Annotated in this window: 22 protein-coding genes; 13 read left to right on the top strand and 9 right to left on the bottom strand. The window is 29.5% G+C overall.

From position 1 onward, the window contains the following. Nucleotides 1–137 precede the first annotated feature (137 nt). The 6 genes from IPK18_11785 to IPK18_11760 all read left to right on the top strand — a co-directional run bounded on the left by IPK18_11785 (nucleotide 138) and on the right by IPK18_11760 (nucleotide 8,744). Nucleotides 138–1,502 (top strand): thiolase family protein, encoded by a 1,365-nt coding sequence (locus IPK18_11785; protein ID QQR97525.1) that lies wholly within the window; start codon nucleotides 138–140, stop codon nucleotides 1,500–1,502. A 16-nt stretch (nucleotides 1,503–1,518) separates the two neighbouring features. Next, nucleotides 1,519–2,124 (top strand): enoyl-CoA hydratase/isomerase family protein, encoded by a 606-nt coding sequence (locus IPK18_11780; GenBank protein ID QQR97524.1) that lies wholly within the window; start codon nucleotides 1,519–1,521, stop codon nucleotides 2,122–2,124. A gap of 80 nt (nucleotides 2,125–2,204) precedes the next feature. Then, nucleotides 2,205–3,707, top strand: a complete 1,503-nt coding sequence (locus IPK18_11775) for a hypothetical protein (GenBank protein ID QQR97523.1) — start codon at nucleotides 2,205–2,207, stop codon at nucleotides 3,705–3,707. Nucleotides 3,708–3,755: 48 nt separating this feature from the next. Beyond that, nucleotides 3,756–4,817, top strand: a complete 1,062-nt coding sequence (locus IPK18_11770; protein ID QQR97522.1) for a metallophosphoesterase — start codon at nucleotides 3,756–3,758, stop codon at nucleotides 4,815–4,817. Nucleotides 4,818–5,364: 547 nt separating this feature from the next. Further along, the gene (locus tag IPK18_11765; protein ID QQR97521.1) at nucleotides 5,365–5,781 is read left to right on the top strand and encodes a hypothetical protein; all 417 of its coding nucleotides are present in this window, start codon (nucleotides 5,365–5,367) and stop codon (nucleotides 5,779–5,781) included. A gap of 92 nt (nucleotides 5,782–5,873) precedes the next feature. Then, complete coding sequence (locus IPK18_11760; protein ID QQR97520.1) at nucleotides 5,874–8,744, top strand: hypothetical protein; 2,871 nt, start codon at nucleotides 5,874–5,876, stop codon at nucleotides 8,742–8,744. Nucleotides 8,745–8,768: 24 nt separating this feature from the next. On the opposite strand, the gene IPK18_11755 is transcribed toward IPK18_11760, so the two are convergent. Continuing rightward, the gene (locus IPK18_11755; protein QQR97519.1) at nucleotides 8,769–9,626 is read right to left on the bottom strand and encodes a DUF808 domain-containing protein; all 858 of its coding nucleotides are present in this window, start codon (nucleotides 9,624–9,626) and stop codon (nucleotides 8,769–8,771) included. A gap of 35 nt (nucleotides 9,627–9,661) precedes the next feature. Beyond that, complete coding sequence (locus IPK18_11750; GenBank protein QQR97518.1) at nucleotides 9,662–10,186, bottom strand: ferritin; 525 nt, start codon at nucleotides 10,184–10,186, stop codon at nucleotides 9,662–9,664. A 126-nt stretch (nucleotides 10,187–10,312) separates the two neighbouring features. On the opposite strand from IPK18_11750, the gene IPK18_11745 reads away from it, so the two are divergent. Further along, on the top strand, nucleotides 10,313–11,635 hold the full coding sequence (locus IPK18_11745) for an adenosylhomocysteinase (GenBank protein ID QQR97517.1): 1,323 nt from the start codon (nucleotides 10,313–10,315) through the stop codon (nucleotides 11,633–11,635). A gap of 114 nt (nucleotides 11,636–11,749) precedes the next feature. Beyond that, nucleotides 11,750–12,322 (top strand): rhomboid family intramembrane serine protease, encoded by a 573-nt coding sequence (locus IPK18_11740; protein QQR99347.1) that lies wholly within the window; start codon nucleotides 11,750–11,752, stop codon nucleotides 12,320–12,322. Here the strand turns inward: IPK18_11740 and IPK18_11735 are convergent. Both IPK18_11735 and IPK18_11730 read right to left on the bottom strand, forming a co-directional pair. Then, a complete protein-coding gene (locus IPK18_11735; protein QQR97516.1) occupies nucleotides 12,319–13,068 on the bottom strand; it encodes a GNAT family N-acetyltransferase in 750 nt (249 codons plus the stop codon). The genes IPK18_11740 and IPK18_11735 overlap by 4 nt on opposite strands. Nucleotides 13,069–13,122: 54 nt before the next feature. Next, on the bottom strand, nucleotides 13,123–13,473 hold the full coding sequence (locus IPK18_11730; protein QQR97515.1) for a hypothetical protein: 351 nt from the start codon (nucleotides 13,471–13,473) through the stop codon (nucleotides 13,123–13,125). Nucleotides 13,474–13,564: 91 nt separating this feature from the next. Here IPK18_11730 and IPK18_11725 point away from each other — a divergent pair, with 91 nt between their 5' ends. Further along, the gene (locus tag IPK18_11725; protein QQR99346.1) at nucleotides 13,565–14,122 is read left to right on the top strand and encodes a sterol desaturase family protein; all 558 of its coding nucleotides are present in this window, start codon (nucleotides 13,565–13,567) and stop codon (nucleotides 14,120–14,122) included. A 419-nt stretch (nucleotides 14,123–14,541) separates the two neighbouring features. On the opposite strand, the gene IPK18_11720 is transcribed toward IPK18_11725, so the two are convergent. The 5 genes from IPK18_11720 to IPK18_11700 all read right to left on the bottom strand — a co-directional run bounded on the left by IPK18_11720 (nucleotide 14,542) and on the right by IPK18_11700 (nucleotide 19,576). Continuing rightward, nucleotides 14,542–15,042, bottom strand: coding sequence for a hypothetical protein (locus IPK18_11720; GenBank protein QQR97514.1), 501 nt, complete (start codon nucleotides 15,040–15,042; stop codon nucleotides 14,542–14,544). Beyond that, nucleotides 15,043–15,447 (bottom strand): hypothetical protein, encoded by a 405-nt coding sequence (locus IPK18_11715; protein QQR99345.1) that lies wholly within the window; start codon nucleotides 15,445–15,447, stop codon nucleotides 15,043–15,045. It lies immediately after the preceding gene. Between the two features lie 6 nt (nucleotides 15,448–15,453). Next, entirely contained in the window at nucleotides 15,454–15,837 is a 384-nt protein-coding gene (locus IPK18_11710) for a hypothetical protein (protein QQR97513.1), read from the bottom strand. A gap of 199 nt (nucleotides 15,838–16,036) precedes the next feature. Beyond that, nucleotides 16,037–18,220: a glutamine synthetase III gene (locus IPK18_11705; protein QQR97512.1), complete on the bottom strand. Its 2,184-nt coding sequence runs from the start codon at nucleotides 18,218–18,220 to the stop codon at nucleotides 16,037–16,039. A 75-nt stretch (nucleotides 18,221–18,295) separates the two neighbouring features. Continuing rightward, nucleotides 18,296–19,576: a hypothetical protein gene (locus tag IPK18_11700; protein QQR97511.1), complete on the bottom strand. Its 1,281-nt coding sequence runs from the start codon at nucleotides 19,574–19,576 to the stop codon at nucleotides 18,296–18,298. Nucleotides 19,577–19,725: 149 nt separating this feature from the next. On the opposite strand from IPK18_11700, the gene IPK18_11695 reads away from it, so the two are divergent. From IPK18_11695 to IPK18_11680, 4 genes are read left to right on the top strand one after another with little or no spacing between them, the layout of a single operon-like run. Then, the gene (locus IPK18_11695) at nucleotides 19,726–22,035 is read left to right on the top strand and encodes a UvrD-helicase domain-containing protein (protein QQR97510.1); all 2,310 of its coding nucleotides are present in this window, start codon (nucleotides 19,726–19,728) and stop codon (nucleotides 22,033–22,035) included. Between the two features lie 50 nt (nucleotides 22,036–22,085). Continuing rightward, entirely contained in the window at nucleotides 22,086–22,754 is a 669-nt protein-coding gene (locus tag IPK18_11690; GenBank protein ID QQR97509.1) for a DUF4290 domain-containing protein, read from the top strand. Nucleotides 22,755–22,766: 12 nt separating this feature from the next. Next, complete coding sequence (gene murA / locus IPK18_11685; protein ID QQR97508.1) at nucleotides 22,767–24,077, top strand: UDP-N-acetylglucosamine 1-carboxyvinyltransferase; 1,311 nt, start codon at nucleotides 22,767–22,769, stop codon at nucleotides 24,075–24,077. A 46-nt stretch (nucleotides 24,078–24,123) separates the two neighbouring features. After that, the gene (locus tag IPK18_11680; GenBank protein QQR97507.1) at nucleotides 24,124–25,311 is read left to right on the top strand and encodes an acyl-CoA dehydrogenase family protein; all 1,188 of its coding nucleotides are present in this window, start codon (nucleotides 24,124–24,126) and stop codon (nucleotides 25,309–25,311) included. Nucleotides 25,312–25,427 lie beyond the last annotated feature (116 nt).

Raw genomic sequence — 25,427 nt, 5'->3', positions numbered from 1 at the left:
AATCTAAAAAAATAATTCCATATTTATACAATTCATTTAACAAAAGTTAAAATATTTTCTATAACCCAAACTTAACCTTATAATTACAATGCATGCATTGGATTTGATTAAATTTGGAGAAATAAAAAAATTAGAAAATGAAAAAAGTAGTGTTTATTGATGGTGTACGTACGCCTTTCTTAAAGTCGGGAACAGACTATATGGATTTAATGTCTTATCAACTTGGTCAATTTGCAATCAAAGGTTTATTAGATAAAACAGGATTAGATGCAAATGAAGTTGATAGAGTAATTTATGGCAATGTAATTTCAAATGTTAAAACAGAAAACGTAGCACGTGAATCTGCTGTTACAGCAGGTGTACCAATTAAAGCGCCTGCAAGTACCATAAAGCAAGCGTGTATTTCTGCCAACCAAGCAATTTCTATTGCTATGGATTCTATTCAATTAGGCAGAGAAGATGTAATCATTTCTGGTGGCACAGAGTGTACATCAGACACTCCAATTGGATACTCAAAAGAAATGCGTAAAAAATTATTTGCTGCTCAAAAATTATCTACTCCTATGGAGTATGCAAAATTTGCAACTACACTTAGACCAAATGATTTCATGCCAGATAGACCAGCTGTTGCAGAATTTATTACTGGAAGAACAATGGGACAAGATTGTGAGATATTAGCACAAAAATTTGGTGTTACAAGAAAAGAACAAGATGAATTTGCAGCAGCGTCACATCAAAATGCAGGAAAAGCACAAGAGCAAGGCTTGCTTGATGATGTAATAACTGTTCAACTTCCTCCAAAATTTGCTCCAATTGCAAAAGACAATGGTGTTCGTGGTGATACTACAGTAGATAAAATTTCAAAATTAAAACCTGCATTTGATAAATATGTTGGTACAATCACAGCAGCAAATGCATCTTTCTTAACTGATGGAGCAACAGCAGTACTTTTAACATCAGAAGAAAAAGCTAAAGAATTGAATTTAAAACCTAAAGCTGAGTTAGTTGATTATGTTTTCACAGCTGGCGATTTATACGATGAGTTATTACTTGGTCCAGCATATTCTATAGCTGCGTTATTAAAGAAAAATAACTTAACCATTGCAGATATTGATGTTTGGGAAATACACGAAGCATTTGCAGGACAAGTATTAGCAAACTTAAAAGCATTAGAAAACGAAGAATGGTGCAAAGCACATGTTGGTTATGATAAAGCTGTAGGTAGTATTCCAAAAGACAAAATCAACCAATGGGGTGGTTCATTGTCAATAGGACATCCATTTGGTGCAACAGGTGGTCGTCTACTTACAATGGCAGCAAATAGACTAGAAAAAGGCAATGGAAAATATGCAGTGCTTGCAGCTTGTGCTGCTGGTGCACATGGCACAGCTATGCTAATTAAAAAATACGAAACAACTGAAGAAAAATTAAAAACTGCTGCAAAAAAAGCAATTAATAAAGCAGAAGAAACTTTGGAAGAAATAAAAGAAAAAATAGGGTAATTCAAAACGAGAAAAGATGTCAATTAAAAGAGAAGAGTATATACGAATTGAAAAAAATACCAATGGTGTTTGTACAATTTGGATGAATCAAATAAACGAAAAAATCAATAAAATAGGACCAGATTTAATTGGATTATTTGATGATGTGTTTAATGAATTAGAACAAGACAATTCTATAAAAGCGTATGTACTTGCTAGTAGAAAAAAAGATTTTATTGCAGGCGCTGATATAGATGCATTTCAAAAAGTTGAAAAACCAGGAGACTGGAAACCTATCGCAGAAAAAGGCCATACGATTTTAAAAAGAATTGAGCAATCAAAGAAACCAATTGTTGCAGCAATACATGGAAATGCACTAGGAGCAGGATTAGAAATTGCACTTGCATGCCATGCACGTATTTGTAGCAATGACAAATCTACAAAAATGGCACTACCTGAAGTAAAATTAGGTTTATTGCCTGGTGGTGGTGGTACACAACGTTTGCCACGTCTTGTAGGCTTGCAAACAGCATTAGATATGATGCTCACTGGCAAAAACATATTTCCTTATCCTGCATTAAAAATGGGTTTGGTAGATAAAGTTGTACACGTAAATGCCTTGCAAAAAGCGCTCAAAAATTAGCATTAGAAGTTCTTGAACAACCAATAAAAAGAGAACGTAATGAAATAAATTTAGATACTGTAAAATCTGGATTTCCTTCATTGCAAGCAAAACTTACAAACTTAATTTTAGAAGCACCATTGGTGAATAATATTGTGTTTGACCAAGCTAAAAAAATGGTAGACAAACAAGCACATGGCAACTATCCTGCACCTTACAAAATTATTGAATGTGTAAAAGTTGGCTGGAATGACGGTGAAGAAAAAGGATACCAAGCTGAAGTAGAAAACTTTGAAGCACTTATTTTGTCTCCAGTATCGCGTCAGTTAATCAATATTTTCTTTGCAATGACTGATAAGAAGAAAAATCCTTATGATGAAAAATTAATTCGTAAAATTCATCGTATTGGAATGGTTGGCGCTGGATTCATGGGCGCTGGTATTGCTCAAGTTTCTATTGATGATGATATCCATGTATTATTAAAAGACATTAATCAAGACATGATTAATTCTGCATTCCAACAAGTATATACTGATTATAATAAGAAAGTATCTAAAAAAGCAATTACAAAAATTGAATTAGAAGAGAAAATGGCTATGCTATCTGGTTCTTTAAATTATAGTGATTTAGATAATCAAGATATGATTATTGAAGCAGTATTTGAAGACTTAAGTTTAAAGCAACGTATCTTAGCTGATTGCGAAGCAAACACTAAGCCTGATACAATTTTTGCAACAAATACATCTGCGTTGCCAATTAAACATGTAGCTGCAAAATCAAAAAATCCTGAGTTGGTAATTGGTATGCATTACTTCTCTCCTGTTCCAAAAATGCCATTATTAGAAATCATTAAGACAGAGCAAACGGCTGATTGGGTTGTGGCAACATGCTATGAAGTTGGCGTAAGGCAAGGAAAAACATGTATTGTTGTAAATGATGGACCAGGATTTTACACAACAAGAATCTTAGCACCATTAATGAATGAAGCACAATTATTGTTGGATGAAGGTGGTGATATACTACAAATAGACAAAGAAATGAATTTATTTGGTTTCCCAGTTGGTCCAATTACATTAGCTGATGAAGTAGGTATTGATGTTGGTGCGCATATTATGAGTGGTGAGTTAATGACAGAAATGCTTAAACTACGTCCTGATTTCAAAGTAAGTAAAACGCTTTTAGAGATTTCTAAAGCAGGTTACAAAGGTCGTAAGAACAAAAAAGGATTTTACAAATACGACGAAAAAGGCAAGAAAGTTAATGGACAAGTAGATAGCGAAATTTATAATTACTATGGTGGCAATAGCAGAAAGAAATTTGATGCCAATGAAATTCATATGCGTTGTGCTATGGCAATGGTAAACGAAGCTGCACTTTGCCTACAAGAAAATATTATTGAAAATCCTTTAGATGGTGATATTGGAGCAGTATTTGGATTAGGATTTCCTCCATTTAGAGGTGGTCCATTTAGATATGTAGACAGTATTGGTGCTAAAGAAGCTGTTCGTATTTTAGAAGAATTAGAACAAAAATATGGTGCTAGATTTAAACCTGCACAAATTTTAGTAGACTATGCAAATGCAGGTAAGCAATTTTATAAGTAATCTATTAAATAATCTCTAAAAATATTATATTTGTGGCATTTATAGGTTATGAGTGATTTTATTGTATTACATTTTACTGACTTACATATTAAAAAAGAGAACATTACAAAATATAATTTATTATTTAAAAAAATAGTATCTTACATTAATGATATAAAGGACGAAAGCAATTCTTTTATTATAATATTTGGTGGTGATATAATTGACCGCAATAATAATTGTGAAGTATCAATCAAATGTTTCTCAGAATTTGTTAATAATATTATTTGTGGGATAAATAATGATGTTAACAAAAACATATATATTGTTTTTGCTGGGGGAAACCACGACTTATGCACAGATATTTGTTATACTTGTACAAGATGTGATGAGGTAAAATCGTTTTTAAATAGTATTGAAAGAAATGTAAATCAATTTATAGAAAAAAACTTGTGTGAAATTGAGGACGACTGTACATGTTCAAAAATAATTAACAGTAGAGATAAACATAAATTATTTGATGATGTACATCGTAAAAAAATTAAAGATAAAGTTATAGAAGAAATCTTTGAACATAAAACATGTAAAATATTTGATAAAGAAAAATATAATGGAAGAAAGACGAATGGCATAGAAATGCTAAAAGAAATAACTTACTATAATATAAAAAGTGCTACTCAAGATATTTCTAATAATATTTTTAAAATTAAACATAATATTTTAAAGTACTATAATTATTCTGAAACATACAAAAACTACATATCATTAATAGATAAACTCAAAGAAAATTATAAGGATAAAAATAATATTAATATAGTTTCTTTTGTTGATGATAATTTTGTGAATGGTTTCAAAAAAATAGAAATAAAAAATAGACTAAATATAGGAATATTGAATTTAAATACTTCATGGTTATCTACCAATGGAGATCATCTAAATTACAAAAATCTTTATATCATTAATGAGAATAGAATAAAAAATTGTGGTTTTAATAGAAAGGACAGTAAAAATGATTTCAACATACTAATTCTGCATCATCCACTTGAATACATTTCTGATAACTGCACTCAAACTGTAGAATATTTAAAGAATATACGCCTAAAAAAACAAAGGAAACCCAAAAATATCTAAGTGAAAATATTATAAATATTGGATATTGTGGACATATTCACAAAAACAGCGATGTAGCAGAAGATGCGCAAGCATATAAGTCACTTTCTGATTATCAAATTAACATACCAGGATGCTTAATACCACCAAAAGATTTAGATTTAGAAAATTATATTTTTGATATAGAGGAATTAATAAAAATTCCAAATACTAAAATTGGAAGAGAAGAACATAACGATATAGGTTTTTTTGTTACAAAGGTTAATTATAATGAAAATGGTACAGAAGTTGATATCATAAATAATAGAGTATTTCTACAAAAAAATAAGTTATCCACAAAATGATTAAAAGAAAAACTTTAGTTAAAATATTATGTCATTAAATTTGATATAAAGATTTTATTTTTAAACAATTATATAATAATTAGATGTACAATTTCTTTATTAATTTTATGTTAAAAATTATTCATTTAAAAATATATTCGTATCTTGGACAATCAAAACAAAATGAAGACATCAAGTCTACAATATAATATCATTATTTTCAATACAACAAAAAGTAATTTATAATGGATTACAGAATTGAGGAAGCAATCGCTGAAGATTTTATGTATGAGTACCAATTTGTGGAATATATGGTAATACATGAGTATAAAAATGACAACAAGCTTATGTACAGAAATAGAATTTCTCACCTTTTAGATTGGGCATACATTAATATTGCCAAAGGATATTCAACCCCAGTGTCTGACAAGCCTAAACCTAATAATATTCTAACTGAAAATGATATTAAAACTTTCGAAGAGTTTTATATAAATGTATTATTTCCTGCTCATTATAACAGAAATAAAAATTATTTACTCTATTATGGTAAAGATAATGCCCATAACGGATTTAGATTTATAGATGTTACAAGTAAGGCATTTGGAGCTAATGATGATTTCAATGAAGGTTCTAAGATTAAGTTAGATAAATATAACTTTTAATTCAAAAATTATTTCATTAGAAAATTAGTTGCTTCTAATTTAGAATTTGAAGCTTGTTTATTTATTTTTGGTAATTTGAAAGCTAGTATTACATGATAAATTTTGAAAATCTGAGTGCGTTCATTTCTTTTGTTACTACACCTAACGATACTCCAACAACCAAATTCTACGATGAAAATTTCAAAAATGATAAATCACCTATCTTCAAAAAATACAAAGAAGAATTAAATAAACATTTTAAAGATTCTGATAAATATAAGCCTAATGATGACCATCAGCTTTATTCTCCCAATGGCTATTTCCTATTTGGAAAATTTGATTTACTGATTTTTACTCTAACTGATGATACTGAATTTGCCAATAGAAACTTCTGTCCTTTTCCTTCCTCCATTCTTGATTTGGAATATAAACCTAGAAATTTTGATTTCCAAGTTTTTAGCACATTAATACCAAAGATAAAAACACCAAAGATAGAACAAAATTATTTTTTAGAAAAAATAAAAAAAATAACCTCAACTGATTTCACAGAGAAAAATCCATTTATTGTTTCTACTCAATTAAAACTAAACCCAAGTATTTTAATTGGTAATGGCTCTTATTATCTAAATAAAGTTATAAACTGTATAAATGATAAAATTAGTGGTATAGAAAATATAATATTATTGAATTTAGGAAGTCATGAGTTAATTTTGATGTTATTTTCTAATTCAACTAATAAATTATCTAAACTATTATCAGACATTAGAGAGCTATCTATTAATGATTTATGTGAACAAGATAGTAAGGAAAAAAAAATATTTCTAGAAAATTCTCTACTATTTAATTGGCAGGACAGCAAAGAAGAAGAACCTCAAGATACTTTAAGTTTATTCAACAACCACTTATTTGTAGATACAATTTCAAATTTTGGAGTCCATACAGATTTCTTTAAGAATACAAGCAAACAATTGGATATTGATATTTCTAATTTACAAATTGTCACCAAATGGTTCGTAAAGCCAGGTCATTTTAGAAAAACTTATGATGCAATTATTACTAAGCTCGATGAGATAACTGATTTCGGTAATTTGGGACGCACCAACAATGCTTCTCTTACACTTGGAAGAGGCGATATGGTTATTAATGATTTAATAAATTTTGAACAAAGCAATATTGAGTTATTTATAAAATATCTAAACTTCTTAAACACTAAATCAGAAGCAATAATAAATAATATTAGAGAATGTATTACTTCTGTATCCTTCAGAATGAATATTAATGATATCATTGATACATTCGATGAAAATGAGCATTGGTACTCAATTGATAATATTTTAGATGACAGATGTGCTGTAAAACCATCAACAATTATTCGATATGAAGAAAAACTAAAGAAAATTGGTGCTCCTAAAATATTAATAGAAAAAGTAATTTCTATATGTAATATTTTTAATAATGTAATACAAGATGAGGTACTTTTTGGCTCATTTATAGAACTAGAGGTATTTCTAAAAATACAAATCTTACAGAAAATTAATGATTATGAAATCAATAATTCATATAATATCTATGAAGTCAAGCCTAAAAGTGAGATTATAAATGAATTAACAGAATCTTGTAGAATCTTTGAAAGCGCATTCCATGATAGATATTTTCAAACTCATAGAACAGCAGATTTAACAGATATTAATTTAGATTATAAAGGTGCTATTCATCAACAATTAAGTATTTATGATGCATTATATAAATATTTTGGATACCATCTACACTACAACACATCTGCATATAGAAATGTAAGCCCCAAATTTAGACATAAAATTTATGAAAACATAAGTCCTCAATTAGTTTATATTTCTGATAAAATTGGAATAAATAGTACAAAAAACTCATTAAAAATAAATCAACAACATATTTTTGAACCTTATATTTTTCTTAGTGTTTTTCTTCATGAAATATCAAACTTTATGATGGATTCTATTTTAGATAATTTAAAAAATTTTGATATTAAAAAATATCAAAGGTATATTAAATTTTTTAATTCTGAGAATTATCCTAAAAAATGTACGTATAAACCACTCAATGACAACGAAAATATAATTAATATTAATAAAATTTTTACAAGTTTAGAAAATGAAATCATAAATGAAATCTTATTAAAACACAAAGATTTCAATGCATATCTGTATGTTGATTTTCTTACTTATTCTATTTCATTTAACAAGAATATAGAACAGTACACTTACTGGCATATCAACTATTTATTACTTCAAGCAAATCAACTACATGATTCAAATCATCAAATTGCTGAAAGAAATATTATTATGTTATTTTTTAGATTACTTATTGTGTACAAACTATCAGAGAATGATGTAAGCAACAAAACATTTAAAAAACTATATAGTATGTTACCAGAGTTTTACTTTAAAACAAACTCTAAAAACAAAGAATCAAAAAATCATTTTATCAGATTTCTTAGTGATATCAGAGATGCAATTGATCTTATTTTTAAAAATAATGAGCTAAATGAAATGTTTGGAATTATTAAGGAAGTAAATGACGACATATTTTCTGAGTATAAAGATAAATTAACTGATATTAATAATATCAGTTATGATAATATGAATGAAGTAGAGATTGAAAACTTTAATATTCTAGTAAAAAACATTACAACTTCAAGAAACAATATTTTAGAAACCGATTACAAATTTAAATTACTAGATATAATTAGAAATTATATATATATAATACATAAATACAATGGGCAAGACAGTAATAAAATTCCTATTATACAAAGAGACAAAGAAACAGGAATAATTGTCGATAATTTCCAAGATAGTGATAAATTTGCAGATTTTTGTTTAGATGCCTCTGGAGGAATTTTCACTATCTCAGCACCATTTAGAAAACGATTACATTTATTAAACTCTTCTTTATATATTGCACTTTGGGATTTTACACAAAAATATAAGTTAGAGTATTTCTAAATACATCTATATTCTATACAAAAATTATTTTTTTAGTATCTTTTTTACTAAAGTTACTACTCCAACTACTGCTGTGCCAAATACTAAGCCTAAAATTAAATCTCTTAATAATTCTGGGAAACCATGAAATAAATCATGTATATAGTGACTATTGTGTGCAAATATGCCACCAGCTACTAGCAACAAGGCAAATGTACCAATTATAGCCAAAAGTCTAATAATTAATGGCACTAATTTAATCAACCCAAAGCGTAGTTTAGATCGTATACCTGTTTCATTTGATTTATTCACTAAAAAAACTCCAGCATCGTCCATACGTACAATTAATGCAACTATACCATAAACTCCAATTGTAGCAATAATTGCAACACAAGATACCACAGCAATTTGAGTAAGCAATGGTTTTCCAATTACTGTACTCAATGCTATAATTACAATTTCTAAAGACAAAATAAAATCAGTAGTAATGGCAGATTTAATTTTTTCTTTTTCTAAGGTTTCTACATCTTTTTCTTCTGTATTTTCTTCAACTTCAACAGCTGTTTTTTTATGAAAGAAAAATTCAATAATTTTTTCTGCACCTTCATAGGCTAAAAACAATCCACCAAATATTAGAATAATTTTTATTAAAAATGGAAAAAAGAAATTCAACAAAAAAACTATTGGTAAGATGATTAATTTATTCAAAAATGAACCTTTTGTAATTGCCCAAAGTACAGGAATCTCTCTTGAGGCTACAAATCCAGTTGCTTTTTCTGCATTTACTGCCAAATCATCTCCAAGAATTCCTGCTGTTTTTTTAGTTGCTATTTTTCCCATTGTAGCAACATCATCCATCAACATAGCAATATCATCTAATATTGCAAAAAAACCAGATGCCATATAATTAATTTATACAATAATATTTAGTTGTCACTTTAAGCTTGTTTAGCTGCTGCCTTCACTTTTTGACTTAGTATGGTTTCAAATTCTTTGTCAATATAGTATAAGCTCTGAGCACCTTTTCCTATCAATTTTATTTTATCAATAATGCGTTTAAACTGAACTTCTTCTTCACGTTGTTCGTCTACAAAAAAACGCAAAAAGTCTACTGTTGCCATATCGCCTTCATGTTCTGCAATCTTCACAATATTATAAATAGATTTAGTAACACTCTGTTCACTTTTAAGTGATTGCTCACAAACTTCTAAAATATCTTTGTAAGAATTTCTTGGTTGTTTTACAGCAGGCACAATGGCATGCTCACCAACTTCATTCAAATAATCAAAAAATTTCATAAAATGAATATGCTCTTCATCTGATTGTGATCTGAAAAACTTAGCACAACCTTCTAAACCTTCACTTTCGCACCAAGCCGAAACAGCCAAATAATTAAATACAGCATTAGCTTCCATTTCCAAATGTTGGTTTAATGCTTTCTCTACTTTTTTAGGAATAATCATAAAATTTATTTAAGTACAAAGTTAATAATTACAACAACAAACTCATAAAATAGTTTTTATTGCTATAGGACAATTTATATTTTAATTCAAATATATATTTTTGTCGAGTCAAAATAAAAATTAATTATGAGTACAAAAACAGCAATAGATTTTAAATTACCATACAAAGTTAAAGACATTTCTTTAGCTGAATGGGGAAGAAAAGAAATTCAATTAGCAGAAGCAGAAATGCCAGGTCTAATGTCATTAAGAGCAGAGTTTGGAGAAAGCAAACCATTAAAAGGTGCAAGAATTGCAGGATGTCTACACATGACTATCCAAACTGCAGTATTGATTGAAACATTGGTACATTTAGGTGCTGAAGTTACTTGGAGTTCATGTAATATATTTTCTACACAAGACCATGCAGCAGCAGCAATAGCAGCAGCAGGCATTCCAGTATTTGCGTGGAAAGGAATGAACGAGCAAGAATTTGATTGGTGTATTGAGCAAACTTTATTTTTTGGTTCTGCTGAAAAACCATTAAACATGATTTTAGATGATGGTGGAGACTTAACAAATATGGTATTTGATAAATATCCTGAATTAATTTCTAACATCAAAGGATTATCAGAAGAAACAACAACTGGTGTACATAGATTATACGAAAGAATGACTAATGGTACATTACATATTCCTGCAATCAATGTGAACGATTCAGTTACTAAATCTAAATTTGATAATAAATATGGTTGTAAAGAATCTGCTGTTGATGCTGTAAGAAGAGCAACAGACGTAATGTTGGCTGGAAAAAGAGTTGTAGTATGTGGTTATGGTGATGTTGGTAAAGGTACTGCTGCATCATTCAGAGGTGCTGGTTCTATCGTTACTGTTACAGAAATAGATCCAATTTGTGCATTGCAAGCAGCAATGGATGGCTACGAAGTAAAAAAACTAGACACTGTAGTTGGGAATGCTGATATTGTAATTACAACAACAGGAAATAAAGACATCGTAGTTGGTCGTCATTTTGAAAAAATGAAAGACAAAACTATTGTATGTAATATTGGTCACTTCGATAATGAAATTGATATGGCTTGGTTAAACAGAAATTTTGGTCAAACAAAATCTGAAGTAAAACCTCAAGTGGATATCTACAATGTAAATGGCAATGAAATCATTATTTTAGCTGAAGGTAGATTAGTGAACTTAGGTTGTGCTACTGGTCATCCATCTTTTGTAATGAGTAATTCATTTACAAACCAAACTATGGCTCAAATTGAGTTATGGAACAATCACAAAAACTACGAAAACAAAGTTTATGTGTTGCCCAAACATTTAGATGAAAAAGTAGCAAGATTACACTTAGCAAAAATTGGTGTAGAATTAGAAGTATTGAATGATGAGCAAGCTAAATATATTGGTGTTCCTGTAGAAGGACCATACAAAGCTGAGCAATATAGATACTAATCTAAAATTTATCTTTATATTTAAACCTTTCAAGAAATTGAAAGGTTTTTTTATTTTATACCAATGAAAATTCGATATTATACTGTACTCATTCCATTTCTCTTTGTTCTATTTATGTGGGTAGTTAATATTTTTCAATTTGTATTTGGAATGTCATTAATACAATTAGGTATTTATCCAAGAGAAAAATATGCGCTAATTGGCATATTTACAGCACCAATTATTCATGGCAGTTGGGAACATTTAATTTCAAACTCCTTGCCTATTTTTATTCTAGGTACTATACTTTTTGTTACTTATAATAGAATTGGAATTTTTATCTGGGTTTTAATACATATTCTTACTGGTTTTTTTGTTTGGTTATTTGCACGAGAATCATTCCATGTTGGTGCAAGTGGCATTGTATATGGTGTTGCATCATTTTTATTTTTTAGTGGCTGGTTTAGACTTGATGCTAGAGCAATTGCAATTGCACTTATTGTTACTATAATGTATGGTGGATTGGTTTGGGGCGTATTGCCAATACAAGCTGGTGTTTCTTGGGAATCGCATTTAATTGGTGGAATTGTTGGTGCTGTATTAGCATATATATTTAGAAACTCAGATAGGAAAGAAATAACTAATACGCCAACAGAAGAAATTGAAAGAAAAACATTTAGAGATTTTTTAGATACAGAAATTCATTAATCTTTAAAAGGATTTCTGATTGTAAATGCTGGTGCTTTAATTCTTTTCAATATATAAGGTGCAATTCTATTATAAAATCTATTATTTATTTTAAGATACGCATTCAGCAAAACTGGTTTTGCTCCAATGGTAGATTTTATTTCTGTTGCTGTTCTTCCAAAATGTATTTGATGTATGTTTTGTTGTATTGCCAATTGCACCACATCTAACAGCATTCTATTGTACAATTTATAGGTATGATTAGTTTCATAATCTAATCCAATATAATGTACATGAATTAAATTCTTACATATATACAATGATGAAAAGCCGCACATTTTGCCATCTATAAAATAGCCATACATCTCAAAAATATGTGGTAATTGTACAAAATTCTCAATAAAAAAATCAGTATCTAATTCAGCTAAATTGAATGTAGCTTTTTTCATTACATTATTAAATAAAACATCAATTTCATTTTTATACAATTTCACATCATTTACACTCAATTTTCTTTTTTCTATGCATGCAGACTGACTTAATACTTTTTTTGTTCGCACTCTATATTTTGATGACATAGCTTGGATATATTTTTCAAAGTCACTCCATTCATTTTGTAGTTTCATCAACATATCTGGTTCTGTATCTAAATGATGAAAGCCATGTACAGGAAAATTAGCACATTTTCGCTCATCATTCAAAGCAATATTTGAGGTAAGATATGCTTGAACTTTTTTATTATATGTGGAAGCAACAACATCGAACAACTCTGGAACGATATTAAAAAGATTGTTGTTCTGTTCAAAGACAATTCCTTTATCTCAAGTAAAAAATACATTTACTAAGTTGAGTAACATACAATGTTTATTAGCAAAATAGTTTTTTATTTTTCTATTTATAAAATTAGACTTAATGGATGAATTGTATTGCATTAATTTCTCAAGCTTAAAATCTATCAGCTGAAAAAATGCCAAGCCAACCATGACTTCATTTTCATAAATTGTACAATATCTACAATCTACTTGCTTTTGTGTATTTTCTATAATATTTAAAAATTGGTAAGATTGAAAAAAACTCAAATCGTGTATAAAACTATTCCACGATTGTATGTCAATATTATTTATTTCGGAAAAAATTTTACAAGTATATTGGGCAATGTTGTATTCTACCATAAATCTGTGAAACAAAAATACTCAAATTAAGTTTAAAAAAATTTGATTTATGAGAATTATGCCTTACATTTATTATACTAAATTTCTAATTATGATCAGAGGATTTATAACTGGACTAATTGCAGCAAATGCTTTTGAGTGGTATTTTCACAAATACGTATTGCATGGGCAAGGCAAAAAGAAAGATAACTTTTGGCGATTTCATTGGGCAGTGCATCACAAAACAGTAATGCATGAAGAATTTCGTGATTCTGATTATGAGAAAAACATTTTAGATTCTTGGAATCCACAGAGCAAGGAAGTTGCATCGTTGGTGGCAGGTGCAGTGTTGGTGGCACCATTTTTTCCTATTGCACCAGGTTTTGTATCTGCCATGTGGTTTTCTCAGTACAATTATTATAGAGTACACAAAAAATCTCATTTAGATCCAGAATGGGGTTACAAATATTTGCCTTGGCACTACGACCATCATATGGCTCCAGACCAAGATAAAAATTGGTGTGTTACATTTCCCCTTTGGGATTATGTAATGGGTACAAGATTGGTGTACAAAGGCTCTGAAAGAGAGAAAATAGATATGGAACGCAAAGCACGCAAAATGAAACTCAACCAAGAAAGACTAAATAATTTGAAGCAAGCGGCATCTTAGTTGTTTTATTTTAGCTATTTTTCAAAATATATTTACCGCAGTTAGGATTTTCTAATTGCGGTTTTTTTATTTACAAAAAAAACACCAAACGTTTTATAGCATAAATGCTGTAGAGATTGCTACGCAGAGTCCTGCTATGCTTTTTTCCTGTGCTTAGAGACTCTGCTGGGAAAGAAAGTTGGCACTGAAATAAGACAAATAAATTAGCGCATACCAATAATTTTATACAACAAAAAATACTAACATATAAATACTTGATTTTTATTTATGTACGGATAACCGAACACTTTATAACATAAATACTGTAAAGGTTGCTGTGCGACAAATCGGAAACTATTGATTATAAATGCTTTAACTTTTTTACGATGGCTGGTTATTTTTACGTTGGTTAAAAACCAACGTGGGCGTGAGGGGGAATTTTATTTACAGGGCAATGTATATTCTTTTCTTAGAGATAAAGATTTATTCTTATAAAAGTACAACCATGAATTATAGTCTTCAGGTTTAGGTATTTTATTTTTTTTAATTTTAAATAATTGTTCGTTTTTTTCTTTTTTAAAAAAATCTGGATGAAGGTTTTTCCCCGTTACAATTATATAAACATCAGAAATCTTAAAACAGCCTAAATATTTATACGTTTCACTTAACTCTCTCTTTAACGTAATATTAATTGTATATGTACCGTCTTTATGTTCATAAAAAAAAACCGACCAAAATAATTCATTTTTATAAGTAATACATTTTTTTTCTTCCCTTATAAGTGAATCCAATATTATCTGAAATTCATTATTTATAACAGTTACTTCCGTAATTTTTTTAGATATAATATTATTATTTTGAGCAATTAAACCTTTAGGTGAAATAAATAAGACACTAATGAATATAAAATATAATATATTAAAATTAACTACTTTTATCATCTAGTCTTTTGGTGTAATAATAATTTCAGGATATTCTATTGGTTCATAATAATCTTCAGGTTTTGAATCTTTATTATATTGTATATAAGTAGCATTTCCTGTTGTAAAAAATATTAAGATAGGTTTAGAGTTCTTTATATATTTTTCAATCCAACTAGCAAAACCAACATCTTCTTCTCCGTCCTCAAGCCCTGAAGAATAATCTGTATTCGCTGGATGACTATGTATGTGTTCTCTAATAAAATAACCAAACTGAAATTGAGTATATAACATATGAGCAGAGCCCGCTTCTGATGATTTGTCATGTGATGTTGTAATATAGTTCAATCCATTTTTACCTAATTTACCTAACTTTGTTTGACTCCATTCTTTAACAGTTGTTACATTAGCAATTCCTTGAGTGATTCTAACTTATTTCCAAAATTCCTCATCTAATTCGTTTTCTTCTTTTTCAGCTAAAAGTACAGGAATCAATATTGATTGGTTATATCCTTCAATGCTACCTGATTTTAAACAAGCTACTCTAGTATTTCCTTCAATAACTACATATTCATATTCTTGATTTGTTTTTTTTAAATTTTCAGAATATTGATGAGTTTCAATTTTTTGAAGAACAATTCGATTTACCCATTTTATGTCTTGCTGCATGCTTTTAAGTAATTCTTTAGATTGTGAAGATTGTAACATTTCACTAATCATAGTTTCTTGTGAAACTTTCTTTTCATTTACAAACCTTGGATTAAAAGGATCAATGATAATTTTATTTAACTCAATTTCGAAAGGAATTAATTTCATTATTTCTGTATTTAGTTTTTTTTAAAATATATAATTATTCTTCTCCTTTGCTTGCTTGTAGCCAACAACCAATAAATTTTTCAATCTTCATTCATCTAATTTAATATTTATTTTTCATATTCATATTACTTTCTGCAAACTAAATTAAAAAAGCCTGCGAAAATTCGCAGGCTTTTTTTTAACCTCAAAATTTATGTTATTACTTAGTAAACAACATTTCTCTGTATTTTGGCAATGGCCAAATTTCATTATCTATTATTGCTTCTAAATCATCAACAGATTCTCTGATTTGCTCCATCAATGGTTTTACTTTTTCACAATATAAGTCTGCTTGTTTTTTAGATGCTTTCATTTCATTTGCTTTTATTCTAAATGCAGTCATCTCATCACTTAGCTTATTAAGTTTTTCAATTCCTTCAGCAATTTTCTTAAGCATATCTGTTTGTATAGATGCGCTAACACCAACATCTTTTAATCCTTTTATGTTTTGTATTAATCTATTTTGATATTCAATACAAACAGGAATAATTTGATTTACTACTATCTCGCCTAAAGTTCTAGATTCTATTTGAATTGCTTTAGTATAATTTTCTAATGCTATTTCATATCTTGCTTCTATTTCTCTATGAGAATAAATTTGTAAATCTTCAAATAGTTTAATAGACTTATCTGAGATAAATGAGCCTAATGCTTCTGGTGTTGTTTTATTATTTGACAATCCTCTTTTCTTTGCTTCTTTATGCCATTCATCTGAGTAGTTATCGCCTTCAAACAATATTTTTTTAGATTCTTTTATTGTTTTTCTTAATACTTTTAGAATTGCCACATCTTTATAATCTCCAGCTTTAATGTGTGCATCTACTTCTTTTTTGAATTTAATTAATTGCTCTGCAACTATTGTGTTTAAAACTGTCATTGGTAATGCGCAGTTTGCTGAACTACCTACTGCTCTAAATTCAAATTTATTTCCTGTAAATGCAAATGGCGATGTTCTATTTCTATCTGTATTATCTAACATAATATCTGGTATTCTATTATGAATATCCAAACGTAATGTGATATTATCTTGCTCGTCAAATTTTTCTTCATCCACTCTTTTTTCAATCATTTCTAACACATCGAACAAATAACTTCCTGTAAAAACAGAGATGATTGCTGGTGGTGCTTCATTTGCGCCAAGTCTATGATCATTTCCATGAGATGCAACTGATGCTCTTAATAAATCTTCATGTCTATTTACAGCAGCAATTGTATTGATAAAGAATGTAAGAAACTGTAAGTTTGTTCTTGGTGTTTTTCCTGGCGATAATAAATTTACGCCTGTATCTGTACCTAAACTCCAGTTATTATGTTTTCCACTACCATTTACACCAGCAAAAGGTTTTTCATGGAATAATACTTTCATTTTGTGTTTAGAAGAAACTCTATCCATTACGTCCATTAATAATGAATTGTGGTCTACTGCTAAGTTAGCTTCTTCGAACATTGGTGCGCACTCAAATTGTGATGGTGCAACCTCATTGTGTCTTGTACGAATTGGAATTCCAAGTTTTAAACATTCAATTTCAAAATCTCTCATGTATGCATATACTCTTTCTGGTATTGCGCCAAAATAATGGTCTTCTAATTGTTGTCCTTTTGGTGATCTTCTTCCTAATAAAGTTCTACCACACATTACTAAATCTGGTCTTGCATAATACATTGCTGTATCAATTAAGAAGTATTCTTGCTCCCAACCTAAAGTTGTATTTACATGTTTTACTTCTCTATCAAAATAATGACAAACTTCAGTTGCTGCTTGGTCTAATGCTTGAATTGATTTTAACAAAGGTGCTTTAAAATCTAAAGTTTCGCCTGTGTATGAAATAAATATAGTAGGAATACATAATGTTTTTCCACTTCCAACTGTCATAATAAATGCTGGAGAAGTTAAATCCCAAGCTGTATATCCACGTGCTTCAAATGTTACACGAATACCACCTGATGGAAATGAAGATGCATCTGGCTCTTGTTGTACAAGTGTATCAGCAGAAAACTCTTCAATTCCTTCTGTACCTTTTGGCATAAAGAATGAGTCGTGTTTTTCAGCTGTTGTACCTGTTAATGGTTGAAACCAGTGTGTGTAATGTGTAGCACCTTGTTTCATCGCCCATGCTTTCATGGCACTTGCTACTTGGTCTGCTAAATCTCTATCTACTTTTTTATTCTCTTTGATACAAACTTGTAGTTTTTTGTACGCATCTGATGATAAGTATGCTTTCATTTGTTTGTCTGAGAATACTGCACTTGCAAAAAAGTCTGAAATTTTTTCGCCTGGCAAGTCTACTGCTACTTTTTGTCTTGATGCAAAAGAAGAAATTGCATTAAATCTAATTTTCGACATATATTAAGAATTTTCAATAAAATTAGAAATAAATATTGAAAGAATTACATGAATTTTGTCATATTTTGAAAAAAATCAGGCTAAAGCTGGATTTTCTTTCTTATTTTTTGTTAATGCCAAGCATAAACCAATTAATAAGAATGGAATTGCAACAGAACGATATCTAACAATTGCTCCTGAATTATTGACTACTAAACCTATCAAAAAGAAAATACTCAATGAAAATAATATGCAAAATATTGCATATGGATTTTTTGCTAAGTCTTTGTAATTTATACTTAGACCTAATCCTATAATGATGAATAATATTAAATAAGTTTCTATTGAAGCTAATATTACCAAAATTAGACTAGACTCATTTGGAAATGGATGAATAAATGGATTAATTACTGAATCTATTAACAGTGCTATAAATCCTGAAAGTTGTGAAATATCTGTAATAACATTGAATGAAGTATTACCTTGTAGTGATAGAAAATGCTCTCTTCTAATGCTAATTTCATTTAATATATTGTATTCTGGAAACAAAATATTAAAGCCTGCAAACAATGCTATTAGAATAAATGAAACTGAGAAATATACCTTATATGTATTTTTCTTTAGAACATAAACTTTAAATATAAAAATAGAAAGTGCTAAAGGAATTAAAAATGCTAAAACATAAAATCTAATAAATCCTAGCAATATCAGTCCAAAAATGATATATAGTAAGTATTTTTTTGAAGTAATATTCTGATTCAATCTTTCAAAGTTTATTAAAATAAGTCCTAATGCAAACATTATCAATGCTTCTTTATGCACGCCTGATGTCCAGAAAACAATAGAAGGTATACCAAACAAGATTAGCTTTAAAATATTCTTATTAAAAACTTTTTCTTCAAAAAACTGATACAAATGGTAAATGCCTATAAAAGAAATAAATGCAAATACGATAGCATGTACATTATAGATTCCAAAAGAGAATAATCTTATGATTGCATTTAACCTTACCATAAAATAGTTACTTTGGTCATACCAAAAATCCATATTTTGAATATAAGGCAACAATCCACTTACTGGATGCGCTATATCATTTCGTCCAAATACCAATAAAAAATAATACCACCACGATTGCTTTGATACATTGTATACTATTTCTGCATTGTTAAAATAAGAAAATGTATCACCACCATTAATAATATTATATCTAAAAAGATAACCAAAATATACTGCACAAATACATTTCAATAAAAAAGCCACTGACAAAAATGCTTTTGAAACACTACTATTGCTAAAGTACTTTGATTTATAAATAAGAACTACAAATAAAATTGCATACAAAAGTGGAATGAATATTTCTAAACTGTTACTGAGCATACAATTCATACAAATATAACAAATATCTATTAAATAGACAAACAAAGCTAGGTAAAGGTTGCAACTATATCAAATTAAGTTTTACAATACTTACTAACATATACACAATCAAAAATAAAAAAACATAGTAAATCTATTACATTTGTGACATGTCATTTTTAGACGAACTCAACGAAATACAATACCAAGCAGTTTCAAATATAAATGGTCCAGTAATGATAATCGCAGGACCTGGTTCTGGAAAAACCAGAGTACTAACCTATAGAATTGCCTATATTTTAGAACAAGGTGTAGATTCATTCAGAGTATTGGCGCTTACTTTTACGAATAAAGCTGCTGCTGAAATGAAAGAAAGAATAGAGAAAATTGTTGGTAGCGAAGCAAAAAATCTGTACATGGGTACATTCCATGCCGTATTTGCAAGAATTTTAAGAATAGAAGCAGAAAAAATTGGTTATCCACGCAATTTTACAATTTATGATACTGATGATGCCAAAAGTTTATTAAAAACAATCATTAAAGAAGAAGGCTTAAACGACAAATTATACAAACCATCAACTATATATTTTAGAATATCAAATGCTAAAAATAATTTAATTACAGCAGATGAATATTTACAAAACGAGACATTTTTAGAAGAAGATAAGATTGCTGGCAGACCAAAAACAGCTGAATTATATGCAAAATACACAGTAAGATGTTTTAAAGCTGGCGCAATGGACTTTGATGACTTGCTCTTAAAAACCCATCAACTATTAAGTCAATACCCTGAAGTTCTGTATAAATACCAAAACAGATTTCAATATGTAATGATTGATGAGTTTCAGGACACCAATTTTGCGCAATATGAAATTATCAAAAAAATAGCTGCAATACATGAAAATATATGTGTGGTTGGTGATGATGCACAAAGTATTTATGCTTTTCGTGGAGCAACCATTGATAATATTTTAAACTTTGAAAAAAACTACCCTGATTTAAAAGTATTCAAATTAGAACAAAACTATCGTTCTACAGAACACATTGTACACGCAGCTAATGAAATTATACAAAACAATAAATCTCAATTAAAAAAAGAAATTTGGACATCGAAAAGTGGTGGCGAAAAAATAAAAGTGTATAAAACATTGAGTGATGCTGAAGAAGCAAAAATGATAGCCAACTCAATATTTGAACAAAAAACCATACACCATATTCACAATTCTGAGATTGCCATATTGTATAGAACAAATGCCCAATCACGTTCTTTTGAGGAAAGTTTAAGAAAATTAAATATTCCATACAAAATCTATGGTGGTATTTCTTTTTACCAACGTAAAGAAATCAAAGATTTTATTGCATACCTAAGATTAGTTGTCAATCCAAATGATGAAGAAGCACTAAAAAGAATCATCAATTTTCCAGCACGTGGCATTGGACAAACGACAATTGATAGAATGATTATTGCAGCAAATGAGCACGACATTTCATTGTGGCAAGTTGTAGAACATCCTGATGTAATAAATGACATACAAGCAAGAGCAAAAACACTAATAAAGAACTTTTCTGTCATGATGAAAAGTTTTAGAATAATGCTAAAAGACAAAAATGCATATGAAATTGCAGCATATATTGGCAAAACTACAGGTTTGGTTGAAGAATATTTTAGAGATAAAACAATAGAAGGAATTAGCAAATACGAAAATATTCAAGAATTATTAAATGGTATAAAAGAATACACTGTAAGCGAAAAACCAGAATATGAAATAGATGAAGTAAAACCAGAAAGCGACCTTGCAGAATATTTACAACAAATATCTTTACTCACAGACCAAGATGACAATAATCCTGAAAACAAAGACAGAGTAAAACTAATGACTGTGCACGCAGCCAAAGGCTTAGAGTTTGAAAGCGTATTTGTTGTTGGCTTAGAAGAAATGCTTTTCCCATCATCACTTTCAATATACACAAGAGAAGATTTAGAAGAAGAGAGAAGATTGTTTTATGTAGCCATCACAAGAGCAAAAAGATTTCTTTCATTATCGTATGCACTTACAAGGTATAAGTTTGGACAACTCAATCATTGCGAACCAAGTAGGTTTATTTCTGAGATAAATCCAAAAAACTTAAGTGTATTTGGACAAACAAAGCCAAATATCAATACACCAAAACAACAATACAACATACAAAAAGAAAGCAAATGGTACATGAGTGTTGCCCAAGAAAAAGATAAGAAAACAATAAATATAGAACACGAAAACAAGCAACTAAAAAGAATAGAAAATACAAATACATTACCATTAGGACAAAATACAGGCAATATCAATATTGGAACAAAAGTTAGACACGAACGATTTAATATTGGAAAAATTGTACAAATTGATGGAAATGATAACAATAAAATTGCAACTATTTTCTTCGAAGATTTTGGAATTAAGAAAATAATGCTGAAATTTGCAAAACTTCAAGTAGTAGAATAATAATTTTATTCAATACTAAAGAAATAAATTACTTAAAAATATCTTACCAAATGAATTACAACACAGACCGTGTGAATATTACCATGCGAGAATATGGAAGACATATTCAAAACCTAATAGAATACGCCATTACTATTGAAGAGAAAGAAAAACGTCAAAGAGCAGCAGAAAACATTGTTCACTTAATGATTATCCTAAATCCACAAGTAAAAACAATGGTGGATTACAAACAAAAATTGTGGGATCACTTATTTATCATGTCTGATTTTAAATTAGAGGTAGATTCGCCATATCCAATTCCATCAAGAGAAGAAGTAAGAATAAAACCAGCAGAATTAGCCTATCCAAGAAACAGAATCAGATACAAACATTATGGTAAAAATGTAGAGTCTATGATCAAAAAAGCATCATTAATGGATGATGACGACAAAAAACAAACATTTACTGAAATCATAGGAAACTTCATGAAATTAGCCTACAAAAATTGGAGTAATGAAGAAGTAAGCAATGACCTTGTCAAAAATGACATGAAAGCAATGTCAAATGGTATTCTAGAAATTAGTGATGACATGAACATTGAAACAATGACAAAACTACATAGAAAGAATAGTTACCAACAAAGCAACAACGGAAAAAACAAAAACAGAAACAACAACAATAGAAATAATAACAACAGAAACAATAATAATAGAAACAACAACAATAGAAGATTCAAATAAAGCAATAAACAGATGAATAACGATGTATTTGAAGTAATTGGAGGCAACAAACTGCATGGCGACATAATTCCACAAGGCGCAAAAAACGAAGCCTTACAAGTTATTTCAGCAGTTCTACTTTCAGACCAAGATATAGAAATCTCAAATATTCCAAACATTCTGGATGTAATGCTTTTGATAGAACTTTTACAAGATATGGGCGTAAAAGTAAGTAAGAAAAATTCAGATACTTACATTTTTAATGCTAAAGATGCAGACCCAGATATTCTGTTATCTGACAAATTTAAGCAAAAAGCAACACACCTTCGTGGTTCAGTAATGATACTTGGACCATTATTAGCAAGATTCAAAAGAGCATATTTACCAAAACCAGGTGGCGACAAAATAGGAAGAAGAAGACTAGACACACATTTCTTAGGCTTTTTAGAATTAGGTGCAAAATTCGATTATGACAAAAACGACGAATTTTATACATTAACAGCGGACACACTTTTAGGCAAATATATATTATTAGAAGAACCTTCCGTAACAGGAACTGCAAACATAGTAATGGCAGCAGTTTTAGCAGAAGGCGAAACTACAATATTCAATGCAGCTTGCGAGCCATATTTACAACAACTATGTAATATGCTCAATGGAATGGGCGCAAATATAATAGGAATTGGCTCAAACTTATTAAAGATACAAGGTGTTCAAAAGCTTGGTGGCACAGCACATACTATACTACCTGATATGATTGAAATTGGAAGTTTCATTGGCTTAGCAGCAATGACACAATCTAATATCAGAATCAAAAACTGTAGAATAGATATGTTAGGTTTAATACCAAAATACTTTGAAAAACTAGGCATTATCATACAGTTTGATGGAGATGACATCATCATTCTAGAACAAGAACAATACAAAATACAATCATTTATAGATGGTTCAATATTAACAATTGCTGATGGACCATGGCCATTATTCACACCAGATTTATTAAGTATCTTATTAGTTACAGCAACACAAGCAAAAGGCAGCATTCTTGTACATCAAAAAATGTTTGAAAGTAGATTATTCTTTGTAGACAAACTAATAGACATGGGCGCAAAAATTATTCTTTGCGATCCACATAGAGCAACAGTTATTGGCATCAACAGAGAATATTCATTGCGTGGCATCAACATGTCATCACCAGACATCAGAGCAGGTGTTTCATTACTAATTGCAGCACTTTCAGCAAAAGGCAAAAGTACCATTTCCAACATACATCAAATAGACAGAGGCTACCAATACATAGACAGAAGACTCCAAAACTTAGGCGCTGAAATAAGAAGGGTTTAATTTTAAAAAAACAATTATTTTTATAATATTCAATAATTAATAAAATATGTACGCTAATATTAAAATCAAAAGAGATATCTACAGCACAGAAGAGCATGAATTACTACAAAAAACTACTCAACAATTTGTAGAGAAAGAAATAGCACCATATCATGCTCAATGGGAAGAAGATGGCATGGTAAGTAGAGATGTATGGTTAAAAGCTGGCGAAACTGGATTATTATGTTTAGATGTTCCAGAACAATATGGTGGTGCTGGATTAGATTTTTCTTTTTGTGCCTTAATTACTGAAGAAATATCAAAAGCAGGTTATTTAGGTCCAGGTTTCTTTTTACACTCAGATATCGTTGCACCTTATATTATTGATTATGGCACAGAAGCACAAAAACAACAATGGCTTCCAAAAATGTGTACTGGCGAAATTATTTCTTCAATTGGTATGACTGAGCCTAGTTGTGGCAGTGACTTACAAGCATTAAAAACTACAGCAGAAGACAAAGGCGACCATTACATCATCAATGGTCAGAAAACATTTATTACCAATGGTTACATGAGTGATTTGGCTATCATTGCTGCAAGAACTATTGTAGACGGACAATTTAAAGGCATCAGTTTATTTTTAATAGAAGCAACAAGAGATGGTTTTTCTAAAGGCAAACCTTTTAAAAAAGTGGGTATGAAAGCTCAAGATACTTGTGAATTATTTTTTGACAATGTATCCATTCCAAAAGAAAATTTATTAGGCGAAGTAGGTAAAGGCTTCGTTTATATGATGCAAAAATTAGGCAGAGAAAGATTATCAGTTGCATTGATGGCAAGTGGTGGTGCAGAAGGTGCATTAGAAAACACCATACAATACACAACAACAAGAGAAGCATTTAAGCAACCAGTAGCTGCTTTTCACAATACACAATTCAAATTAGCAGAATTAGCAACACAAATACAAATACACCAAGTATTTGTAGATAAATGCGTACAATTGTACTGCAATGGACAACTAACACCAGAAACAGCATCTATGGCAAAATATTCATGTACAGACATGCACCAACTAGTTGTAGATGAGTGTGTACAATTGCATGGTGGCTATGGTTATATGTGGGAATACTACATTGCAAGAGCTTATGCAGACAATAGAGTAGCTAGAATATATGCAGGCACCAACGAAATCATGAAATTATTGATTGCACGTGGTTTATTCAAAGAATTGCATGAAAAAATGAAACGAAAATAAAATCACTTGTGATTTCAGGCTTCAACATTGCATAAATATCTAATTTTATGTTAAAAGTGCAATACACAATTAGTGTATAATTCTTCTTAATACTTTTTAAGAATTAGTACACCTTT

Source organism: Sphingobacteriales bacterium (genome assembly GCA_016699615.1).
GTDB lineage: Bacteria > Bacteroidota > Bacteroidia > Chitinophagales > JADIYW01 > JADJSS01.
This window is presented reverse-complemented; position numbering and strand designations above follow the sequence as displayed.

What these genes read in the sequence shown, in the direction of transcription:
- IPK18_11785 (QQR97525.1), top strand. Translation starts at nt 138, where the DNA reads ATGAAAAAAGTAGTGTTTATTGATGGTGTACGTACGCCTTTCTTAAAG.
- IPK18_11780 (QQR97524.1), top strand. Translation starts at nt 1,519, where the DNA reads ATGTCAATTAAAAGAGAAGAGTATATACGAATTGAAAAAAATACCAAT.
- IPK18_11770 (QQR97522.1), top strand. Translation starts at nt 3,756, where the DNA reads ATGAGTGATTTTATTGTATTACATTTTACTGACTTACATATTAAAAAA.
- IPK18_11765 (QQR97521.1), top strand. Translation starts at nt 5,365, where the DNA reads ATGGATTACAGAATTGAGGAAGCAATCGCTGAAGATTTTATGTATGAG.
- IPK18_11760 (QQR97520.1), top strand. Translation starts at nt 5,874, where the DNA reads ATGATAAATTTTGAAAATCTGAGTGCGTTCATTTCTTTTGTTACTACA.
- IPK18_11755 (QQR97519.1), bottom strand. Translation starts at nt 9,626, where the DNA reads ATGGCATCTGGTTTTTTTGCAATATTAGATGATATTGCTATGTTGATG.
- IPK18_11750 (QQR97518.1), bottom strand. Translation starts at nt 10,186, where the DNA reads ATGATTATTCCTAAAAAAGTAGAGAAAGCATTAAACCAACATTTGGAA.
- IPK18_11745 (QQR97517.1), top strand. Translation starts at nt 10,313, where the DNA reads ATGAGTACAAAAACAGCAATAGATTTTAAATTACCATACAAAGTTAAA.
- IPK18_11740 (QQR99347.1), top strand. Translation starts at nt 11,750, where the DNA reads ATGTGGGTAGTTAATATTTTTCAATTTGTATTTGGAATGTCATTAATA.
- IPK18_11730 (QQR97515.1), bottom strand. Translation starts at nt 13,473, where the DNA reads ATGGTAGAATACAACATTGCCCAATATACTTGTAAAATTTTTTCCGAA.
- IPK18_11725 (QQR99346.1), top strand. Translation starts at nt 13,565, where the DNA reads ATGATCAGAGGATTTATAACTGGACTAATTGCAGCAAATGCTTTTGAG.
- IPK18_11720 (QQR97514.1), bottom strand. Translation starts at nt 15,042, where the DNA reads ATGATAAAAGTAGTTAATTTTAATATATTATATTTTATATTCATTAGT.
- IPK18_11710 (QQR97513.1), bottom strand. Translation starts at nt 15,837, where the DNA reads ATGAAATTAATTCCTTTCGAAATTGAGTTAAATAAAATTATCATTGAT.
- IPK18_11705 (QQR97512.1), bottom strand. Translation starts at nt 18,220, where the DNA reads ATGTCGAAAATTAGATTTAATGCAATTTCTTCTTTTGCATCAAGACAA.
- IPK18_11700 (QQR97511.1), bottom strand. Translation starts at nt 19,576, where the DNA reads ATGCTCAGTAACAGTTTAGAAATATTCATTCCACTTTTGTATGCAATT.
- IPK18_11695 (QQR97510.1), top strand. Translation starts at nt 19,726, where the DNA reads ATGTCATTTTTAGACGAACTCAACGAAATACAATACCAAGCAGTTTCA.
- IPK18_11690 (QQR97509.1), top strand. Translation starts at nt 22,086, where the DNA reads ATGAATTACAACACAGACCGTGTGAATATTACCATGCGAGAATATGGA.
- murA (QQR97508.1), top strand. Translation starts at nt 22,767, where the DNA reads ATGAATAACGATGTATTTGAAGTAATTGGAGGCAACAAACTGCATGGC.
- IPK18_11680 (QQR97507.1), top strand. Translation starts at nt 24,124, where the DNA reads ATGTACGCTAATATTAAAATCAAAAGAGATATCTACAGCACAGAAGAG.